21 protein-coding genes and 1 pseudogene are annotated in these 19,687 nt (G+C 65.4%); 16 read left to right on the top strand and 6 right to left on the bottom strand.

What is annotated here, in order from left to right; translation table 11 throughout:
• Nucleotides 1-111 precede the first annotated feature (111 nt).
• A complete protein-coding gene (gene glpQ, locus VK98_RS20080; protein ID WP_048415732.1) occupies nucleotides 112-1,188 on the top strand; it encodes a glycerophosphodiester phosphodiesterase in 1,077 nt (358 codons plus the stop codon).
• Nucleotides 1,189-1,211: 23 nt separating this feature from the next.
• On the opposite strand, the gene VK98_RS20075 is transcribed toward glpQ, so the two are convergent.
• Nucleotides 1,212-1,640 (bottom strand): GFA family protein, encoded by a 429-nt coding sequence (locus VK98_RS20075; protein ID WP_197083114.1) that lies wholly within the window; start codon nucleotides 1,638-1,640, stop codon nucleotides 1,212-1,214.
• 166 nt (nucleotides 1,641-1,806) lie between these two features.
• Here VK98_RS20075 and VK98_RS20070 point away from each other — a divergent pair, with 166 nt between their 5' ends.
• The 3 genes from VK98_RS20070 (at nucleotide 1,807) to dcuC (ending at nucleotide 4,665) form a co-directional block, all read left to right on the top strand.
• The gene (locus tag VK98_RS20070) at nucleotides 1,807-2,436 is read left to right on the top strand and encodes a DUF5610 domain-containing protein (protein ID WP_053077501.1); all 630 of its coding nucleotides are present in this window, start codon (nucleotides 1,807-1,809) and stop codon (nucleotides 2,434-2,436) included.
• A 178-nt stretch (nucleotides 2,437-2,614) separates the two neighbouring features.
• Entirely contained in the window at nucleotides 2,615-3,136 is a 522-nt protein-coding gene (locus VK98_RS20065; RefSeq protein ID WP_048415731.1) for a DUF5610 domain-containing protein, read from the top strand.
• Nucleotides 3,137-3,315: 179 nt separating this feature from the next.
• Nucleotides 3,316-4,665: an anaerobic C4-dicarboxylate transporter DcuC gene (gene dcuC / locus VK98_RS20060; protein ID WP_048415730.1), complete on the top strand. Its 1,350-nt coding sequence runs from the start codon at nucleotides 3,316-3,318 to the stop codon at nucleotides 4,663-4,665.
• 120 nt (nucleotides 4,666-4,785) lie between these two features.
• Here dcuC and VK98_RS20055 read toward each other — a convergent pair whose 3' ends face one another.
• On the bottom strand, nucleotides 4,786-5,898 hold the full coding sequence (locus VK98_RS20055; RefSeq protein WP_197083113.1) for a M35 family metallo-endopeptidase: 1,113 nt from the start codon (nucleotides 5,896-5,898) through the stop codon (nucleotides 4,786-4,788).
• A gap of 364 nt (nucleotides 5,899-6,262) precedes the next feature.
• On the opposite strand from VK98_RS20055, the gene queC reads away from it, so the two are divergent.
• The 11 genes and pseudogenes from queC (at nucleotide 6,263) to VK98_RS20005 (ending at nucleotide 13,573) form a co-directional block, all read left to right on the top strand.
• Nucleotides 6,263-6,961: a 7-cyano-7-deazaguanine synthase QueC gene (gene queC / locus VK98_RS20050; RefSeq protein ID WP_048415729.1), complete on the top strand. Its 699-nt coding sequence runs from the start codon at nucleotides 6,263-6,265 to the stop codon at nucleotides 6,959-6,961.
• Between the two features lie 334 nt (nucleotides 6,962-7,295).
• Nucleotides 7,296-7,613, top strand: a pseudogene (locus VK98_RS24470) (6-pyruvoyl tetrahydropterin synthase family protein); the annotation flags it as partial.
• Between the two features lie 12 nt (nucleotides 7,614-7,625).
• Nucleotides 7,626-7,982: a 6-pyruvoyl tetrahydropterin synthase family protein gene (locus VK98_RS24465; protein WP_369700249.1), complete on the top strand. Its 357-nt coding sequence runs from the start codon at nucleotides 7,626-7,628 to the stop codon at nucleotides 7,980-7,982.
• A gap of 176 nt (nucleotides 7,983-8,158) precedes the next feature.
• Nucleotides 8,159-8,794: a 7-carboxy-7-deazaguanine synthase gene (gene queE, locus VK98_RS20040; RefSeq protein WP_048415727.1), complete on the top strand. Its 636-nt coding sequence runs from the start codon at nucleotides 8,159-8,161 to the stop codon at nucleotides 8,792-8,794.
• A 309-nt stretch (nucleotides 8,795-9,103) separates the two neighbouring features.
• On the top strand, nucleotides 9,104-9,364 hold the full coding sequence (locus VK98_RS20035; protein WP_043590359.1) for a DUF2282 domain-containing protein: 261 nt from the start codon (nucleotides 9,104-9,106) through the stop codon (nucleotides 9,362-9,364).
• Nucleotides 9,365-9,515: 151 nt separating this feature from the next.
• Nucleotides 9,516-9,791: a DUF2282 domain-containing protein gene (locus VK98_RS20030; protein WP_048415726.1), complete on the top strand. Its 276-nt coding sequence runs from the start codon at nucleotides 9,516-9,518 to the stop codon at nucleotides 9,789-9,791.
• 45 nt (nucleotides 9,792-9,836) lie between these two features.
• The gene (locus VK98_RS20025; protein ID WP_231589334.1) at nucleotides 9,837-10,664 is read left to right on the top strand and encodes a DUF692 domain-containing protein; all 828 of its coding nucleotides are present in this window, start codon (nucleotides 9,837-9,839) and stop codon (nucleotides 10,662-10,664) included.
• Entirely contained in the window at nucleotides 10,651-11,391 is a 741-nt protein-coding gene (locus VK98_RS20020; protein WP_053077500.1) for a DNA-binding domain-containing protein, read from the top strand. The genes VK98_RS20025 and VK98_RS20020 overlap by 14 nt, the downstream gene beginning before the upstream one ends.
• 264 nt (nucleotides 11,392-11,655) lie before the next feature.
• Nucleotides 11,656-12,126 carry a DoxX family membrane protein gene (locus VK98_RS20015; protein ID WP_048415724.1) on the top strand — a complete coding sequence of 157 codons (471 nt, stop codon included), beginning with the start codon at nucleotides 11,656-11,658 and terminating at the stop codon, nucleotides 12,124-12,126.
• 60 nt (nucleotides 12,127-12,186) lie between these two features.
• On the top strand, nucleotides 12,187-13,035 hold the full coding sequence (gene serB, locus VK98_RS20010) for a phosphoserine phosphatase SerB (RefSeq protein ID WP_048415771.1): 849 nt from the start codon (nucleotides 12,187-12,189) through the stop codon (nucleotides 13,033-13,035).
• Nucleotides 13,036-13,060: 25 nt separating this feature from the next.
• Nucleotides 13,061-13,573 carry a hypothetical protein gene (locus VK98_RS20005; protein ID WP_048415723.1) on the top strand — a complete coding sequence of 171 codons (513 nt, stop codon included), beginning with the start codon at nucleotides 13,061-13,063 and terminating at the stop codon, nucleotides 13,571-13,573.
• 395 nt (nucleotides 13,574-13,968) lie between these two features.
• Here the strand turns inward: VK98_RS20005 and VK98_RS20000 are convergent, their stop codons facing one another.
• The 4 genes from VK98_RS20000 to phhA all read right to left on the bottom strand — a co-directional run bounded on the left by VK98_RS20000 (nucleotide 13,969) and on the right by phhA (nucleotide 18,957).
• On the bottom strand, nucleotides 13,969-15,033 hold the full coding sequence (locus VK98_RS20000) for an ABC transporter ATP-binding protein (protein WP_231589333.1): 1,065 nt from the start codon (nucleotides 15,031-15,033) through the stop codon (nucleotides 13,969-13,971).
• A gap of 1 nt (nucleotide 15,034) precedes the next feature.
• Entirely contained in the window at nucleotides 15,035-16,645 is a 1,611-nt protein-coding gene (locus VK98_RS19995) for an iron ABC transporter permease (RefSeq protein WP_048415722.1), read from the bottom strand.
• 111 nt (nucleotides 16,646-16,756) lie between these two features.
• The gene (locus VK98_RS19990) at nucleotides 16,757-17,749 is read right to left on the bottom strand and encodes an extracellular solute-binding protein (protein ID WP_048415721.1); all 993 of its coding nucleotides are present in this window, start codon (nucleotides 17,747-17,749) and stop codon (nucleotides 16,757-16,759) included.
• Nucleotides 17,750-18,063: 314 nt separating this feature from the next.
• Nucleotides 18,064-18,957 carry a phenylalanine 4-monooxygenase gene (gene phhA / locus VK98_RS19985; protein WP_082159148.1) on the bottom strand — a complete coding sequence of 298 codons (894 nt, stop codon included), beginning with the start codon at nucleotides 18,955-18,957 and terminating at the stop codon, nucleotides 18,064-18,066.
• Between the two features lie 131 nt (nucleotides 18,958-19,088).
• Between phhA and VK98_RS19980 the strand changes: the two genes are divergently transcribed.
• Nucleotides 19,089-19,571 (top strand): Lrp/AsnC family transcriptional regulator, encoded by a 483-nt coding sequence (locus VK98_RS19980; RefSeq protein WP_231589332.1) that lies wholly within the window; start codon nucleotides 19,089-19,091, stop codon nucleotides 19,569-19,571.
• Nucleotides 19,572-19,687 lie beyond the last annotated feature (116 nt).

The following is a 19,687-nucleotide window of genomic DNA, read 5'->3' as shown; positions in this document are numbered from 1 at the left end:
AAAACCATGGCGATGCCGATGAACTGGCCGGCTTTCATCACCCCGACATCCGCGCATTCGATCATGGCGTCACGCCAACGCCCGTTGCGAACTCATATAAAAGGAGAACCCATGTCATTCGCTTGCAAACCCCTGCTCGCCGCCGTCGCGCTGGCCATCGGCCTGGCCGCGTCCGCCCAGGCCGCCGACAAAATCGTCATCGCCCACCGCGGCGCCAGCGGTTATCTGCCGGAACACACGCTGCCGTCCAAGGCGCTGGCCTACGCTCAGGGCGCGGACTACCTGGAGCAGGACCTGGTGATGAGCAAGGACGACAGGCTGATCGTGCTGCACGACCATTACCTGGACCGCGTCACCGACGTGGCCGAACGCTTTCCCGAGCGCGCGCGCAAGGACGGCCGCTATTACGCGATCGACTTCACCCTGGCCGAGATCAAATCGCTGCGCTTCACCGAAGGCTTCGACATCGACAAGGGCGTCAAGCGTCAGAGCTACCCCGGCCGCTTCCCGATGGGCAAATCCGATTTCCGCATCCACACCTTCGAAGAGGAAATCGAATTCATCCAGGGCCTGAACCACTCCACCGGCCGCGACATCGGCATCTACCCGGAAATCAAGGCGCCGTGGTTCCACCGTCAGGAAGGCAAGGACATCACGGTGAAGGCGCTGGAAGTGCTCAAGCGCTACGGCTACACCGGCAAGAACGACAAGGTCTATCTGCAATGCTTCGACTTCAACGAACTGAAGCGCATCAAGACCGAGCTGATGCCCAAGGCCGGCATGGACCTCAAGCTGGTGCAGCTGATCGCCTACACCGACTGGCAGGAAACCTTCGAGCAGAACGCCGCCGGCCAATGGGTGAACTACAGCTATGACTGGATGTTCCGTCCGGAAGGCATGAAGGAGATCGCCAAGTACGCCGACGGCATCGGCCCGCAGTACCCGATGCTGATAGACAAAACCTCGACGCCGGGCAAGATCAAGCTCACCGGCATGAGCCGCGCCGCGCACGCCAGCGGCCTGGCGATCCACCCCTACACCCTACGCAAGGACGCGCTGCCGGCCTACGCCAAGAATATGGACCAGCTGCTGGACGCGGTGTACAACCGCGCCCAGGTGGACGGCGCCTTCAGCGACTTCCCGGACCTGGCGGTGAACTTCCTGCGCGCTCGGAAACAGCACCGCTAAGCCCGCCGTCGGGCCGGCGCGGGTTAGTCTTGCCCGTCGCCGGCCTCATCCACTTGCTCCCGCCACCACGCCGGCTTGCCGTCCGCGAAAGCATGGGCGGCCGGCGCCAGCTCGGCCGGGCGGCAATCGTCCAGCCCGCCCAGCAGCAAGGCTATCGTCGGCGCGTCGTCAATCGCGCCGACGGAGCTGCCGCAACGCGCGCAGAAAGCCCGGCTGGAATACGCCGACGAACGATACACGGCGGGCGCGCCCCCCGGCCCGGTCCACTCGACGCGATCGCGCGGGAACTCCAGCCAGACCGCGCTCAACGCCCCGGTGTGCCGCTGGCAGTTCTTGCAGGAACAGGCATGCGGATTGTCCGCCGGCGCGGCCGCCCGAAACCGGATCCAGCCGCACAGGCATCCCCCCTGATAATGCTTTGTCGTCACCGCCACCCCAATCTCCTCGCTCATTTCGCGCCAGCGCGGAATCAAGCCTCAAGTTTCCGCCGAGCGCGCCGAAAATATGGCCATACTGAGGGACTGGCATCCCTCCGCATTGTTGCGCCCATAGGCGCGACCAACCACAAGCATGCATGGCTTCCGTGCCTACACGCCCTTTATCGCTTAGGAGCGCAACATGTCCGTCAATCCCGTGAATAGCCAGGTCGGCGCCGACCTTCCGCTGAAACAAAGCGGCCAGAGCGGCGCCGCCGCGCAAACCGGCAGCAGCACCGTCACCGCGCGCAATCAATTGAACGCGCAGCTGGTGGCCAATCTGGACGTCTCCACCAACACCGACGGCAAATCGCTGTCCCTGCTCTACCGCACCGCGATCGACAGCATCAATCAGATCCTGTCCGACCAGCTGAACGCCAGCGGCGGCGGCGCCGCCGACGACGCGCAAGGCGCCCAGGGCGCGCAGCAAACGCCCAATATCCTGCAGCAGAAGTTGAGCGAGGACAATTCACCGGAAGGCACCTCCCAGCGCATCCTGTCCGGCGCGCTCAGCTTCTTCAGCACCTACGCCAAGCAGCATCCGGAGCTGAGCCAGGAAGATCAGGCCAAGAATTTCGTCGACATCGTGCGCGGCGGCTTCGAAAAAGGCTATGCCGAGGCCGTGGACATCCTCAACGGCCTCAAGGTGTTCAACGGCAATATCGCCGACGAAATCAAGAAGACCCGAGATCTGGTCAACAAGGGCTTCGACGATTTCGTCGCCAGCATGAAGCCCCAGCAGCAGAGCGACGCCGCCACCGCCGCCAGTTGACGGCTATCGGCCCTTGCATCAAATTTTGTTTAAACTTCATAAAACGATAAATTAAAAATAAAGTTTCCGCCGGCCGTGCCGAAAATAGGGCATGGCCGGGGAAGCGAAACCGATACAGACCGCGTTTCCGGCCGAACGCCGCCAGCCAGACCGGCGGCACGCTCGCAAGGAGACCGTCATGCCCATCCTGCCCGTTACCCTGACCCAGGCCGGCCGCGCCGCCGGACACCAGCTCTCGCATCAGGAGCGCGGCGGCAAACAAGACCGCCAGCGCGAGCCCGCCGCCGCCGCCGTCCAACCCGCCGCCGACAGCCGCTTTTCCGCCGACAAGCAATTCCTGGACCTGTTCCACCACGCGGTGATGGACCCGCTCAGCTGCGCGCTGGACCTGCCGCTGATGGGCAAGGACCCGCTGACCGGCCTGGGCCTGGAACACAATCCCGGCTACGCGGCGGAACGGATCGTGCGCGACTTCTACCAGCTGTTCGCCCTCTACCGCCAGCAACACCCCAAGCAATCGCCGATGCAGCAGCTGTTCATCTTCCTGGCCGTCGCGCGGCAAAGCCTGGACTGCGGCTTCAATGAAACCCACCAGGTGCTGGAAAGCCTGAACATGCTGCACCTCGCCTACCACGAGCTGGTCTCGGCCAAGGAACAGGTGACGGTGGCGCTGATCAACTTCGGCCAGCCGCCGGCCTAGCCAAACGCTCGCGCTCTTGCCCGCGAGACGGCGCGGCTTCCCCGCTGCGCCCTTCCCCCCACTTTCCAAACGCGGCCGCGCGCCGCGTTCTTGCCCCATATCAATTTTGATTCATCTAAAAATATGCTCATTCGTATTTTTTAGTAAATTATAATTTCATTATTTACATTGAGCTGGATATGGAATTACTGATAGGCACGATAATCACGCTGCTGGTGGGCCGGGCTATCTTCAAAGGCTACTCCGCCACCGGCGTGCTGATGCTGGGCGGGCTGGCCCTGCTGATCGCCACCGCCTTGCAAGGCTTGCCGGTGCTGCCCAAGAACGTGGCCGCCACCGGCCACGCGGCCACCGACATCGCCGAGTTCGTCAAATCGCTGCTCAGCAGCCGCGCCGCGGACCTGGGCCTGATGGTGATGGCGCTGTGCGGCTTCGCCGGCTACATGACCCACATCGGCGCCAACGACATGGTGGTCAAACTGGCCTCCAAGCCGCTCAGCCGCATCAAATCGCCGTATGTGCTGATGGTGGCGGCTTATTTCGTCGCCTGTCTGCTGTCGCTGGCGGTGTCCTCCGCCACCGGCCTGGGCGTGCTGCTGATGGCCACGCTGTTCCCGCTGATGGTGAATATGGGCATCAGCCGCGGCGCGGCGGCGGCCATCTGCGCGTCGCCGGCGGCGCTGATCCTGTCGCCCACCTCCGGCGACGTGGTGATCGCCGCCCAGGCCTCGGGCATGCCGCTGATCGACTTCGCCTTCAAGACCACGCTGCCCATCTCGCTGCTGGCCATCGCCGGCATCGGCTGCGCCCACTTCTTCTGGCAGCGCTACCTGGACCGCAAGGAAAACCTGCCGCTGACGCGCCAGGACGTGCACGAGATCGTCACCGACGCGCCGGCCTTGTACTGCCTGCTGCCCTTCACCCCGATCGCCGGCGTGCTGGTGTTCAACGGCAAGCTGGCGCCGGAACTGCACATCGTCACCGTACTGATCCTGTGCATCGCGCTGGCCGCGGTGGTGGAATTCCTGCGCCATCGCCGCGCCGCGCCGGTGTTCGCCGGCCTGGAAGTGGCCTACAAGGGCATGGGCGACGCCTTCAGCAGCGTGGTGATGCTGATCGTGGCCGCCGGCGTGTTCGCCCACGGCCTGTCCGCGCTGGGCTTCATCAACCAGCTGATCGGCCTGGCGCAGTCCTTCGGCTCCGGCGCCATGGTGCTGATGCTGGTGCTGGTGGCGATCACCACGCTGGCGGCGCTGACCACCGGTTCCGGCAACGCGCCCTTCTACGCCTTCGTGGAGCTGATCCCCAAGCTGGCGGCCGAAGCCGGCATCAACCCGGCCTTCCTCGCCATCCCCATGCTGCAGGCGTCCAACCTGGGCCGCACCGTGTCGCCGGTGTCCGGCGTGGTGGTGGCCTGCGCCGGCATGGGCCAGGTGTCGCCGTTCGAGATCGTCAAGCGCACCTCGGTGCCGGTGATCGTCGGCCTGGTGATTGTGGTGCTGGGCACGCTGGCGCTGGTGCCGGCCTGAGAACCCGTTCAAGGTCTGCCGCGCGTCGGCGGAATGGATGGAAACGCCGCTAAACCCGGCTTCCGCCGAAGAGAAAACGGCCGCCCTCCGGCGGCCGTTTCTCATGGCGAGGGGAAGCGCTCACTGCTGCGCCGGGGTGTTCTCGGCGAAGTATTCGTGGTTGTCGGCGTTGTTCAAAGCCTGGGCGGGATTGGTTTTCGCCAGGTTCTTGGCGCCGGCCTGACCATAAACGTGGTCGTCGGTGCCCGCCACCACGGTGAAGTGGGACAGCTCATGCACCAGGGTGCCGCCCTTGGAGTCGGTGCCGCTGGTCGGCGCGTTCCAGAAAGCGCCGCACAGATAGATCTTGTACGGCTGCGCCGGGTAGACGTAGGCGTAGGTGCCGGCCTGGGTGCAACCGCAATCGATGCTGATCGGCTTGGTGTCCAACGCGTCCTTGATGCTGACGTAGTGGGATTTGGCGGTGTTCCAGTTGGCCAGCGCGTACTTGCCGAACCAAGTGGTGTAGCGCGGAGTGCCGGACGGCGAGCCGGACAGATAGCTGACCGAATCGTTGGTCATATTGATGGCCGCGCTGACGCCGCCGTTGGTCTGGCTTTGCTGGGTCACCGAGCAATTGGCCGCGTAAGTGACGCTGGAGGCGGCGGCCTTGCGGCTGAGGATGGACCATTCGCGCTGCGCGTCCAAAGACTGCTTCAACAGCTTGCTGCTGCGGCCGGCCACCGACACGCTGGCGGTGTTGGAGCTCAGCACCTCGTCGGCGGCGACGGCGGCGTCCGCGCCGGAGGCGATCTTGGCGTTCAGCTGCGGCGCGGCGCGGTTCAGCACGCGGGAGCTGGCCGCCTGGAAGCGCACGTCGAAACGGCCGCTCTTCGACATATCGTAGTAGTCGGACACCTTGACCTTGACGCTCAGCGAAGCCCCCGGCGCCAGCGCCACGGTGTCCTTGATGGTGGGCACCGCGCGCTTGTAGCGCGGCCCCAGATAGCTGACCGGCTTGCCGTCGCGGCTGACCTCGAAAATCTGTTCCTGCAAATCCTGACCCGGCACATACCACTTGTAGATGTGCAGCGTCTCCTTGCCGGTATTGCGGTAATTCAGCACCACCTCGACGTCCTGATCCGCCGCCACCGCGGCCTGCTGCTTGGCCACGCTCACTTGCAGATCATGCGCCTGGGCGAAACCGCCCCCCAAAGCCATCACGAACAACGGAATCGGCAACAATTTTTTCATTGATCTTCTCCTGGTGGAAACACCGGCCAGTCCCGCCGCGCTTGTGGCCCGGCAAGGCTGTCCCAGCCCTTCCAACCCCTTTGTCATCACGTGTTTATTAAAATGGATCGCAAACATATTTCGAATGCGAAAGTCATTAATTACATGACGAAGACATGATTTCAATCAAGAAAAGCGCCCTTGCCGACACGAAATCGGCGGCTGTCTGTTTTTTGGCACGCTTCATCAAACAGCCTGTTCTAGGTTAAAGTGTCGGGTTGCCCTGCTTGGTGAGACCGATCCAGGCAGGCGACATGCCGGCAGGCCCGCGCCGCGCCCGGCTCCGCATCCACAACCTTCGACTGTTTATCGAATGGCGAACACAATGAATCAGACTCCTGAAAAGGCTCTGGTCGTCCTTTCCGGCGGCCAGGACTCCACCACCTGCCTGTATTGGGCCTTGCAAACCTTCGGCCGCGGCAATGTCGAGGCGGTGACCTTCGACTACGGCCAGCGCCACCGCGTGGAGCTGGACTGCGCGCGCAAGATCGCCCAACTGGCGGGCGTGCGCCAGACGGTGCTGCCCATCGACACCTTCGCCGCCATCGGCGGCAACGCGCTGACCGACGCCGACATCGCGCCGGAAGACGGCGCCCGCGACGACGACGCGCTGCCCAACACCTTCGTGCCGGGACGCAACCTGATCTTCCTGACCTTCGCCGCCGCGCTGGCCTACACCCGCGGCGCGCGCCACCTGGTCGCCGGCGTCGCCCAGACCGACTATTCCGGCTACCCCGATTGCCGCGAAAACACCCTCAAGGCGCTGGAAGTGGCGCTGCGGCTGGGCATGGACAGCCGGGTGGAGCTGCACGCGCCGCTGATGTATTTGTCCAAGGCGGAAACCGTGGCTTTGGCACAACAAGTTGGCGCCATGGACGCATTATCCTGGAGCCACACCTGTTATAACGGACAGGTGCCGCCTTGCGGCCATTGCGCGTCCTGCGAGTTGCGCGCCAAGGGTTTCGCCGAAGCCGGCGTGCCCGACCCGCTGATCGTCCGCTGCCAAACCCGCCGGGAGGACTGAGATGCACAGCTCCAACCTGATCGCCGGCGCCCGCTTCGAAGCCGCCCGGCAGGTGAGCGGCGCGTCCGATCTCACCGCCCGCCCCCACGGCCACAGCTTCCGCGTCATCGCCCGCGCCGACGCCCAATATCCCGGCCACGAGCGGCTGCAAACAGCGCTGGACGCCGCCGTCGCGCCGCTGGACTACGCCGACCTGAGCCGGCAACTGGCCCAATGCGACGACCTGGCGCTGGCCGCCCATCTCGCCGCCGCCCTGCCCTGCCCGGCGGCGCTGAGCCTGCAAAGCTCGCCGCAGCGCGGCGTGACCCTGGACGGCGAGCTCGCCCTCAACTGGATACAGGTGCAGTTCGAAGCCGCCCATCAACTGCCCCATGTGCCGGCTGGCCACAAATGCGGCCGTCTGCACGGCCACGGTTTCGGCGTGCGCCTGGCCGCCGACGCCAGGCTCAGCGGCCACCCTGAGCTGGAAGCCGCCTGGCGGCCGCTGTTCCTCGCGCTCAACCACCGCTACCTCAACGACATCGCCGGCCTGGACAACCCCACCAGCGAAGTGCTGGCGCAGTGGCTGCACCAGAAGCTGGCCGACGCGCTGCCGGGCCTGGCCTGGGTGGAAGTGCGCGAAACCCATAGCGCCGGCAGCCAGTTCGACGGCCGGCGCTTCCGCATCTGGAAGGAGCAGCGCTTCGAAAGCGCCCGGCCCTTCGACGATCAGGGCGGCTACACCGGCCACAGCTATCTGGTGCGGCTGATGCTCAGCGGCGAACTGGATCAGACCATGGGCTGGCTGCTGGACTTCGGCGACGTCAAGGACCGCTTCAAGCCCATCTACCGCCAACTGGACCACAATCCGCTGGACCAGCTCAGCGGCGTGCGCGGCGGCGACAGCGCCTCGGTGGCGGAATGGGTGCACGCCCACCTGTCCCCGCTGGTGCCGGAACTGGCGCGCATCGATCTGATGGAGCAGGAACAGCGCGGCGTGTCGCTGATGTTCCGCGACGATATGCGCTGGCCCCTGCTGTAAGAACCTGTTTACGATCTGCTGCGCGTCGGCGATACGGCGTTGAAACCGGCTTCGAAATGCTCATGTACCACTTGTACATTCCGCTTTTTCGCTAGTTTTCGCCTTGTCTCGCCTTAGCTCGCGAGATCGTAAACACGTTCTAAGCCTGTCCCTTCATTACATTTAGAGAACGCGCTGTGACGACTTACACGGTCAAGGAAATCTTCTACACGCTGCAGGGCGAGGGCCGCCAGGCCGGCCGCGCCGCGGTGTTCTGCCGCTTCGCCGGCTGCAATCTGTGGTCCGGCCGCGAGGAGGACCGCGCCAAGGCGGTCTGCCAGTTCTGCGACACCGACTTCGTCGGCGTCGGCCCGGACGGCGGCAAATTCAAGAGCGCGGCGGCGCTGGCCGAGCGCATCGCCGCCGAATGGCCGGCCGGCGCCGGCGGCACGCCCTATGTGGTGTGCACCGGCGGCGAGCCGCTGCTGCAGCTGGACGCCGAGTTGATCGCCGCGCTGCACCGGCTCGGTTTCGAAGTGGCGGTGGAAACCAACGGCACCATGGCCGCGCCGCCGGGGCTGGACTGGATCTGCGTCAGCCCCAAGGCCGGAGCGGAGCTGCTGCTGCGCAGCGGCGACGAGCTGAAGCTGGTCTATCCGCAGGCGACGCAGCTGCCGGAAACCGTCGAGCAGCTGGACTTCGACACCTTCTATCTGCAACCGATGGACGGCCCGGACCTTGCCGCCAACACCCGCGCCGCCATCGCCTACTGCATGGCGCATCCGCGCTGGCGGCTATCGGTGCAGACACATAAAGTTACCAATATCCGCTGAACTTGCCGGGCCCCGCGGGGCCCAATCCTTATCCGCCCCCTCGCTCCCCCTTCTTCCCTCCCCAAAAAAAATCGCATCTCGCCGTAATGAGGCCGCCTTGCCGCCGACTCATGGGCAGCAAGGACTGTCGAGCACATCCGGCGCCGCAATCAAAAAAATCGCGGCTACAGTGTAAGAAGCCGGAAACCGCCGCGACTCAATGGATGTCCGGCCCGGCAAACTTTCGCAATGCGGAAGTCCGGCAGACTGGCTCGTTTATAATCCCCCTCATCATGATTCGGCCACCGGCCGTTAAACAGGAGAAACACCATGAGCACCAGCAAAACCCTGATCGCCTCCGCCCTCGGCGCCGTCGTAGCCCTCGGCGCGCTGGCCTCCGCTCCGGCGGCCGCCGCCGACAAAGAGAAGTGCTACGGCATCGCCCAGGCCGGCAAGAACGACTGCGCGTCCGCCACCGGCGCCCATTCCTGCGCCGGCCAGGCCAAGATGGACAAGGACCCGGGCGACTGGAAATACGTGGCCAAGGGCAGCTGCGAGAAAATGGGCGGCAGCACCGCGCCCAAGAAGTAAGCCGGACCCGGCCGGAGCGCGGCCGTCGCCGTCGCGCTCCGGCTGAAGTCTGAACGAAATCTGAAAGAACGAATTTCAAATCCATGTAGTCTCAGCGGGGTTCGCCGAACCGCCCGTCCGAGGGCGGTCGCACATCCCACAGGAGACTGATATGAACGCCACCCGCAAACTGCTTGCCACCGCCGTCGGCGCCGCCATCGCGCTGGGCGTGGCCGCCTCGGCCCAGGCCGAAGACGCGCCGCAGCCCAAGGAAAAATGCTATGGCGCCACCCCGGCCGGCAAGAACGACTGCGCGTCCGCCGACGGCGCCCATTACTGCGCCGGCGAGGCCAAGGTGGACAACGATCCCAACGAGTGGCACTACGTGCCCAAGGGCACTTGCGAGAAACTGGGCGGCCGCACCGCGCCGCCGCCCAAACAATCCTAATCGCACCGCCGGGCAGCCCGGCCGGGCGACCCGAGGTGAATGACGATGGAAACCAAGCTTCCCGCGGTCTGCGGCATCGGCCTGCGCGCCCCGCATTACCGCGAAGCGCTGGACAGCCGCCCGGACCTGGGCTGGGTGGAAGTGCACAGCGAGAACTTCTTCGACGGCGGCATGCCCTGGAGCATGCTGCAGGAAGTGGCCGCCTGTTGGCCGCTGTCCCTGCACGGCGTCGGCCTGGGCCTGGGCTCGGCCGCGCGCCCGGACCCGGCCCATCTGGCCTCGCTCAAGCGGCTGGTGGACGCGGTGCAGCCGGCGGCGGTGTCGGAGCACCTGTCCTTCAACCATTCCGAGCGCCGTTTCGTCAACGATCTGCTGCCCATCCCCTACACCCGCGAATCGCTGGCGGTGATCGCCGGCCACGTCGCGGAGACCCAGGACGCGCTGGGCCGCCCCATCTTGCTGGAAAACCTGTCCAGCTATCTGGAGTTTCCCGGCAACGAGATGCACGAGGGCGAGTTCCTGGCCGAACTGGCGCGCCGCACCGGCTGCGGCATCCTGCTGGACATCAACAATCTCTACGTCAACCGCGTCAATCTGGGCGTGGACACCGACGCGGTGCTGGACGCGCTGCCGGCGGCGGCGATAGGCGAAATCCACCTGGCCGGCTATAGCGAACGCGAAGGCATGCTGGTGGACACCCACAGCCAGCCGGTGCACGACGGCGTCTGGCAGCTGTACCGCGAGGCCATCGCCCGGCTGGGGCCGCGCCCCACGCTGATCGAATGGGACCTGGAGATTCCGCCGCTGGCCACCCTGCGCGGCGAGGCCGCCAAGGCCCAGGCCATTCTGGAGGCCGCGCATGAACTGGTCTGATTGGCAGGCGGAGCTGCTGGAGCAGATCGCCGACCCGGCGCGCGCGGCGGTGGCGCTGGACCCGGCCGGACTCGCGGTCTACCGCAACAACTACCGGGTGGGCTTGATCGACACCCTGGCCTTCATCTATCCGGTCTGCCGCCAACTGGTGGGCGAAGACTTCTTCACCGGCCTGGCCCGCGTCTTCATCGGCGGCCATCCGTCGCAAAGCGGCAATCTGCACCTGTACGGCGCCGGCTTCGGCGACTTCGTCGCCGGCTTCGAACACGCGCGCGAACTGCCCTATCTGGCCGACGTCGTGCGGCTGGAATGGCGGGTCCACCGCGCCTACTACGCCGCCGACGCCGCGCCCGCCGACAGCGCCGCGCTGGCCGCCTTCCCGCAAGCGCGCTGGGGCGAACTCAGGCTGCGGCCGCTGCCCGATGTCGCCGCCCTGCTCAGCCCCTGGCCGGCGGCGTCGATCTGGCTGGCCCACCAGCGCCAGCCGGTGGAGCTGAACGTGGACCTGCACCGGCAGCCGGAAGCGATGCTGGTCCGCCGCCTCCAGGGCCGGGTTGAGGTCGACATCGTCGGCGCCGGCCTGGCCGCGCTGCTGCGGGCCTTCGGCGACGGCGCGACGCTGGAAGCCGCGGTGGAACAGGCGCTGGCCGCCGAAGCGGGCTTCGACCTGCAGGCCGGCCTGCTGCGATTGTTCCAGCAGAAGCTGATCCAGAACATCGAGCTTTAAGAACGTGCTTACGATCTGCTGCGCGTCGGCGATACGGCGTTGAAAACGCCTTCGAAATGCTCATGTACCGTGTGTACATTCCGCTTTCTCAGCCGTTTTCGCCTTGTCTCGCCTTAGCTCGCGAGATCGTAAACACGTTCTAAGCCCTTATTAGACCCTGACCCTCAAGTTCCATGCCTGGCGCGCGCCCGGCGGGGACCCGTACGCCCTCGATTTGCCATCCGTCGCCGCTGAACCATACTCAACACACAGGAGACACCCACCATGAACCCCTTGACCTGCTTTCGCTTCACCGCGCCCTACCGCTGGCTGATCCGCGGCGGCGACCTGCTGCAGCCGCTGCTCTTGCTGCTGTTCCGGCTGTGGATCGCCAATGTGTTCTTCAAGTCCGGCCTGACCAAGATAGACGACTGGGACACCACCCTCCTGCTGTTCACCGAGGAATACCACGTGCCGCTGCTGCCGCCCGCCGTCGCCGCGGCCCTGGCCGCCGCCGGCGAACTGGGCCTGTCCGCGCTGCTGGCGCTGGGCCTGGGCGGGCGCTTCGCCGCCGCCGGCCTGTTCATCCTCAACGCGGTGGCGGTGATCAGCTACCCCGGCCTGACCGAGGCCACCCGCGAATTCCACTACTACTGGGGCATGCTGATCGCCGTGGTGCTCGCCTTCGGCCCCGGCCTGCTGTCCGTGGACGCGCTGCTGCGGCGCTGGGCCCGGCGCTGCGCGGCAAGGGACTGAGCCGGCCGCCGACGCGGCGTGGCATAATGCCGGTTCCGACACGCATTGACCCGCCACGCCATGAGCCTCGCCTACACCCTGGTGATCCAAGCCGACGCGCTGGACCCGCACCATCTGCATGAACTGGCCCACCTCGTCGAGGCCACCCATATGGACCATCCCAGCCCCAGCGTGGCGCGGCTGCGCGGCGCGGCGCCGACGCAACGGACCGCGGCGCTGGCGCTGTGCGAGCAATGGGGCTACGACGGCGCCTATGTCGAAGCCGGCCGCGGCTTCGCCGATTTCGGCCTGCTGGTGTCGGACATGGACTCCACGCTGATCACCATCGAGTGCATAGACGAAATCGCCGACATGAACGGCCTCAAGCCGCAGGTGGCGGCCATCACCGAGCGCTCGATGCGCGGCGAGCTGGATTTCGCCGCCTCGCTGGCCGAGCGGGTGGCGCTGCTGCGCGGCTTGCCGGAAAGCGCGCTGGAACAGGTCTATCGTGAGAGAGTCAGGCTGATGCCGGGCGCCGAGGCGCTGCTGGCCGCCTGCAAGCGCCACGGCGTCAAGTTCATGCTGGTGTCCGGCGGCTTCACTTTCTTCACCGAAAGGCTGAAAGCCGAGCTGGGCCTGGACTTCGCCTACGCCAATCAGCTGGAGATCGAAAACGGCGCCTTGACCGGCCGGGTGCGCGGCCCCATCGTCGACGCCGCCGCCAAGAAGCGCTTGCTGATCCAGCAACGCGAGGCGCTGGGACTGAAGCCGGAACAAGTGCTGGCGATGGGCGACGGCGCCAACGATTTGCAGATGCTGGCCGAGGCCGGCGTCGGCGTCGCCGTGCACGCCAAGCCGGTGGTGCGCGCCCAGGCCGACATCGCCGTCAACCACGGCGGCCTGGACCGCATCCTGAACCTGTATCACTGAACGGCCACGCCGCGGGAGCCGACCGATGAGCTTATTTCCCGAACTGGGCAGCGCCAGCTTCGACGCCGAACTGCCGTTCTCGGTCCAGCCCCTGCCGGGCGGGATCTGTCCGGCGCGCCAGGAGCGCGAAACCCGGCTGGCGCTGCGGGTGCTGGCCGCGCCTACCGAAACCCTGGCCGAAGCCGACCCGATGCTGGTCAGGCTGGAGGCCAAGCTGGACCTGGCGCTGGAAGTATCGCTGCTGTCGCGCCATCCGGAGCGCCCGCCGCTGACGCCGTGCCGGCTGGGCCTGGACTGCATCGCCTGGATTTCGGACCACGCCAACCACGGCAGCGAACCGGTGCTGGTAGCCTTGTGCCCCAATCCCGATTCCGCGCTGCTGCTCTTCCTCGCCGCCCGCATCACCACGGTGACGCCGGGCGAAAACGGCAATTACCTGATCTGCGCCGACATCGGCTGCGCCTTCGACGACGCCACCCGCCAGCTGTGGGAAAAATGGGTGTTCCGCCGCCACCGCAAGGCGATACTGGAACGCTAAGAGCGTGTTCACCATCTTTCCGAGTGATGGCTCCAAGCCATGGAATCCGCTGCGCGGATAATGATTTTCATTGCCGGGGCTGCCCGGCGAGCAGGGAGGGAATATTTGCTTGGCCAAATATCCCCTCCACCCCTAAAGGCCACCCTGCAAGCCAGGCCTACGGCTTCCCGCCGGTTCCCGTCAGGTCCGAGGCGCGGCTGAACTCTCTACGTGCGAATCTTTGATTCGCTCAGTGATGGCGCGCTACCGTCGCGCTGCTCGAACAGGCAGCCGCTTAAGACCTCGGACCTGCCACCCGACGGCAGGCCTGAAGGGACCCAGGGCGCGTCGGATACGCAGCTTCCTGTGCGCAAAACCATGTTTCAAAGCACAGACAAAAGATCGTAAACAGGTTCTTAGCCCTGACGCGGAAAGGCGATCAAATGATCCAGCTCCAGCCGGATGCCTATCGCCTCGCCCACCGCGTGGTCGTGATGGCTGGGCACCTGGGCCAGCACCCGCTGGCCGGACGGCAGCGCCAGCGTGTAATGGAACTCCGCGCCGCGGAACACCTTGGCGCAGACCAGCGCCCGCGTCGGGCTGGCGTCGTCGTGCTGCACATCGTCGGGCCGCACCAGCACGTCCACCTCGTCCCCGGTCTCGAACTGCAGGGGCACGATGCCGCAGAATTCGCCTATCTCCAGCGCCACGCAGCGCGGCCCGGTCACCTTGCCGGCCAGGAACACGCCCTGGCCGATGAAGTCGGCGATATAGCGAGTGGCCGGCTCGTGATAAAGCCGGTACGGCGTGTCCCACTGCAATAGCCGGCCCTGCTGCATCACCCCGACGCGGTCGGCGATAGCGAAGGCCTCGTGCTGATCGTGGGTCACCATGATGGCGGTGGCGCCCTGGCTTTTCAGGATCTCGCGCACCTCGCGCGACAGGCGCTCGCGCAAATCCACGTCCAGATTGGAAAACGGCTCGTCCAGCAACAACAGGCTGGGCTTGGGCGCCAGCGCGCGCGCCAGCGCCACCCGCTGCTGCTGGCCGCCGGACAACTCGTGCGGATAACGCCGCGCCCACTCCGCCAGCCCCACCACCTCCAGCATCTCGGCCACCCGCGCCGCGCGCTGGCCCTTGGGCAGGGCGTCCAGGCCGAAGCCGACGTTGCCGGCCACGGTCAGGTGCGGAAACAGCGCGTAGTCCTGGAACACCATGCCGATGCGGCGCTGGTGCGCCGGCGTCTGCTCGCGAATGGAGCTGATCACCTGGCCGTTGAGCCGGATCTCGCCGCCCAGCAGACTCTCGAAACCGGCGATGCAGCGCAACACCGTGGTCTTGCCGCAGCCGGAGCTGCCCAACAGGCAGGCGATCTCGCCCGCCTGCAACTCGAAACTCATATTGTCGACCACGCGGGTCTCGCCGTACTTCTGGCTGACCAGGTCGAACTCCAGCAAAGCTTGCATATCCATCCGCTTCATCTCAGGCCGCATCCTTCTGCCGCGACAACACCCATACCGGCAGCAGGCCGGCCAGCACGATGGCCACCGCCGGCAAGGCCGCGCGCTCCCATTCGCCCTCGGTGGTCAAATTGAAAATCCTCACCGCCAGCGTGTCCCAACCGTATGGCCGGGTCATCAGCGTGATCGGCATTTCCTTCATCACGTCGACGAACACCATCAGCGCCGCGGTGAACAAGCCGCCGCGCAGCAGCGGCAGATGCAGCCGCGCCAGCAGCCGCAGGCCGCTATAGCCCATATTGCGCGCCGCCTCCTCCTGGCTGCGGCTGATGCGGTGCATGGCCGCGTCCACCGCGGAGTGGCCCACCGCCAGGAAGCGCGCCACATAGGCCAGCATCAGCACCAGCAAAGTGCCCTTGATCACCGCGCTGGCGTCCGGCGCCAGCCAGGGCCGCAGCCAGTCCAGCAACAGATTGTCGAACCAGGCCACCGGCACGAACACCCCCACCGCCAGCACCGTGCCCGGCACCGCGTAGCCCAGCGTCGCCAGCCGGCTCCACAGCCGGGTCCAGCGCGTCGGGTCGCGCCGCGTCGCGTAGCTGAGCAGCAAGGCGGTCAAGGCCACCAGCACGGCGGCCAGCGAGGCCAGCAGCAGCGAGTTGGCCACATGGCCGAGGAAATCCGCGTCCAGGTCCTCGGCCAGGTGCGCGCCGGCCCAGACCAGCAGCTGGCCGAAGGGCAGCGCGAAGGCCAGGATCAGCACCAGCGAGCAGGCGGCGGCGGCCAGCCAGCCGGCCGCTCCGCCCAGCTGCAAGCGCGGCTGCGGCGCCGCCTTGCCGGCCTGGGTATAGGCGCGGCGGCCGCGCGAGCGCTGCTCCAGCCACAGCAGCAGCAGCACCATCAACACCAGCAAGGACGCCAGCTGTTTGGCCGCCGGCAAGGAGAACAGGCTGAACCAGGCCTTGTAGATGGCCGAGGTGAAGGCGTCGAAATTGAAAATGGCCACGGTGCCGAAATCCGCCAGCGTCTCCATCAGCGCCAGCATCAGGCCGCCGGCGATCCACGGCCGCGCCATCGGCAAGGCCACGCGGCGGAAGCCCTGCCAGCGCGACAGGCCCAGCGACTGCCCCACTTCCAGCGCGCGCCGGCCCATGGTGGCGAAGGCGTTGCGCGCCAGCAGATAGACATAGGGATAGAAGGCCAGCGACATCACCAGGATCACGCCCGGCGTGGAGCGGATATTGGGCACCCAGGACGAATCGCCGAAGCGCTCGCGCAGCCAGGTCTGCACCGGCCCGGTGAAGTCGAACAGGCCCAGTTGCGAAAACGCCAGCACATAGGCCGGCATCGCCAGCGGCAGCATCAGCGCCCAGTGGAAGAAGCGGCGGCCGGGAAAGTCGTGCACCGCGGTCAGCCAGGCCAGCGGCACGCCCAGCAGCAGCACGCCGGCGCCGACGCCCAGCGTCAGATACGCGGTGTTGAGCAGCAGCTCCGGCAGCGTGTAATCGTACAGATGCCGCCACACCTCCCAGTCCGGCGCCAGCAGCGACCACAAAATCACCAGCAAGGGCGCGACGGTCAGCAGGCTGACGCCAAAGGCCAGGCCGCGCCAGGGCGACAGAGAACGGATCATCGGCGGAGAAACCATGTCAAAAACGCGGGGAAACAAGCAAAGACAGCCTGCCGGGGCTTTGGTGCCCGACAGGCTGTAAAAAAATGCGGGCCGTCGCCGGCCCGTCGCGGTTTATTTGTAACCGACGCGGTCCATCAGCTTCACCGCCTCCGCCTGGCGCGAACCGGCGTTGGCCACATTGATGTAGCTGTGCTTGAAATCGCCCCAGGCGGCCACGCGCGCGTCAGGCTTGACCTTGGGGTTGACCGGGAATTCCATGTTCACGTCGGCGAACATATTCTGCGCCTTGGCGCTGGACAGCCATTCCAGGAACTTCAGCGCGCCCTTCTCGTTCTTGGCGTGCTTGACCACGCCGGCGCCGGAAATGTTCACATGGGTGCCCTTGCCCGCCTGATCCGCCCAGAAAATGCCCACCGGCAGGTTCGGCGATTTTTCCATCAGCCGGCCGTAGTAATAGGTGTTGGCGATGCCCACCTCGCACTGGCCGGCGGCGATGGCCTCCAGCATCTTGGTGTCGTCCGGGAATTCGCGGGTGGCCAGATTATCCACCCAGCCCTTGACCACTTTCTCGGTCTTCACCGGGCCCAGATCGGACAACATCATCGCCACCAGCGACTGGTTGTAGACCTTCTTAGAGGTGCGCAGACACAGCTTGCCCTTCCACTTGGGATCGGCCAGGTCGGCGTAGCTGGACAGCTGGCCCGGCTTCACTTTCTGGGTGTTGTAGAAAATGGTGCGCGCGCGGATGGACAGGCCGTACCACTCATTGCCCGGGTCGCGCAGATAGGACGGGATGTTGGCGTCCAGCAACGGCGACTTCACCGGCTTGAACAGGCCCATCTTGGCCGCCTGCCACAGATTGCCGGCGTCCACGGTCAGCAGCAGATCGGCCGGGCTGTTGCTGCCCTCGGCGCGCAGGCGCTCCATCAGCGGACCTTCCTTGTCCGACACCAGCTTGATGTTGACGCCGGTTTCCTTCTTGTAAACCTCGATGATGGGCTTGAGCAGTTGCTCGGCGCGCGCGCTGTAAACCACTACGTCTTCCGCCATGGCGTGGCCGGCGAAACCCGCCAGGACGGCGGCAAGCATCAGGTGCGTTTTCAAGGTGTGTCCCCTGTTGGGTGAGCGATCAGAATCGGAGTCTCAATCTAAGAACCTGTTTACGATCTGCTGCGCTGCGTGGAGCATCACACGGTGAGTACGGCTTCGAAATGCTCATGTACCGTGTGTACATTCCGCTTTCTCAGCCGTTTTCGCCTTGTCTCGCTCTTGCTCGCGAGATCGTAAACGGACTCTAACAAAAATGAGAATGCTTATCAATCTAGCAAACGCTCACATTTTTGTTTTAATCGGAACAAATAAAAAGACCCGCCGCGGCGGGTCCACTTGCTGCATCCAGGCGCTACCGCGCCCAGGCCTCACACATCCTCGGAATCGCCCCAGCCGCTGCGGTCGCCGACATTGAACACCTTGTCGTCCGGGGCCACGTCGCCGGCGCCCAGCGTCGGCGCCGCCGCCAGCCGCGCGTAGATGGGCGCGAAGTCCGGCGCGGTGGCGTCGAACAGCTGCTGGAAGCTGTCGATGACGAAATAGGTTTTCTGGAAGGTGTCGATGCGGTAGCGGGTGCGCATGATGCGCTCCAGATCGAAACCGACGCGGTTGGGGCTGGCGCTGTCCAGGCAGTACACCGACTCGCCCTTGCTGGACACGATGCCGGCGCCGTAGATGCGCATGCCCTTCGGAGTGTCGATCAGGCCGAACTCCACCGTGTACCAGTACAGACGCGCCAGCATCGGCAAGGCGCCCAGCGCCTTGGCCTTCATGCCGCCCTTGCCGTAAGCCTCCAGGTAGTCGGCGAACACCGGATTGATCAGCAGCGGCACGTGGCCGAACAGATCATGGAACACGTCCGGCTCTTGCAGATAGTCCAGCTGATGCGGCTCGCGCAGCCACCAGGTGACCGGGAAGCGGCGGTTGGCCAGGTGTTCGAAGAACACGTCGTCCGGAATCAGGCCCGGCACCGCCACGATTTTCCAGTCGGTGGCGGCCATCAGCTGTTCGTTCAGCTTAGCGAAGTCCGGCACCCGGTCCGCGTCCACGCCCAGGCGCTCCAGGCCTTCCAGGAACTCGTCGCAGGCGCGGCCCGGCAGCATCTCGCTCTGGCGGCGGTACAGCGTGGCCCAGGTGGCGTGGTCGGCGGCGGTGTAGCGTTCCAGCGGCTGCGGCAGGGTGAAGTCCGCGCTGTCGTGGCTGAGTCCGACATTCTTGCGGGTGGTGATGTCGGGCACGACGAAATCGGCTCGGTCGTTCATGGCGGTGGGTCCGGATATTTAGGTGGGTAACTCTAGTTTAGGCCCGTAGCCATGCGGGAAGACCGCAAAATTTGCCTGTCAGCGATTTTTTTTGCACACTTGCCGCATATAAACCCATCCGAATGCTCATCATGCGCAAAATTGAATTGGACCGCTTCGATTACCAGATTCTGGACGCGCTGCAGCACGACGCCCGCAGCACCCATCAGAAGTTGGCGCAGCAAGTGGCCTTGTCCGCGTCGCAGATCGGCCGCCGCATCCAGCGCATGGAGGACGTCGGCGTGATCCAGGGCTATCAGGTGGCGCTGAAGCCGGAACAGGTGGGACTGTCGGTGATGGCTTTCGCCCACGTCAGCCTGGAGCGCCACAGCGAAAGCGCCTTGCAGGAATTCGCCCAGGCCATCAACGAGCTGCCGGAGGTGCTGGAATGCTACGCCGCCGCCGGCGAGGCGGACTATCTGCTGCGCATCGTGGTGCCGGACCTGCCCTCGCTGTCCACCTTCGTGATGAACCGGCTGATGCGGCTGTCCCTGGTGCGCAGCGTCAAATCCACCATCGCCTTGAACGCGATCAAACAGACGATGAAACTGCCGCTGTCCTCGGTGCCGGAATGAAGAACCTGTTTACGATCTGCTGCGCGTTGGCGATACGGCGTTGAAAACGCCTTCGAAATGCTCATGTACCGTGTGTACATTCCGCTTTCTTAGCCGTTTTCGCCTTGTCTCGCCTT

Source organism: Chromobacterium sp. LK11 (genome assembly GCF_001043705.1).
Lineage (GTDB): Bacteria > Pseudomonadota > Gammaproteobacteria > Burkholderiales > Chromobacteriaceae > Chromobacterium > Chromobacterium alkanivorans.
Note: the sequence above shows the minus strand (reverse complement) of the source record. Positions and strands in the feature narration are given on the sequence as shown.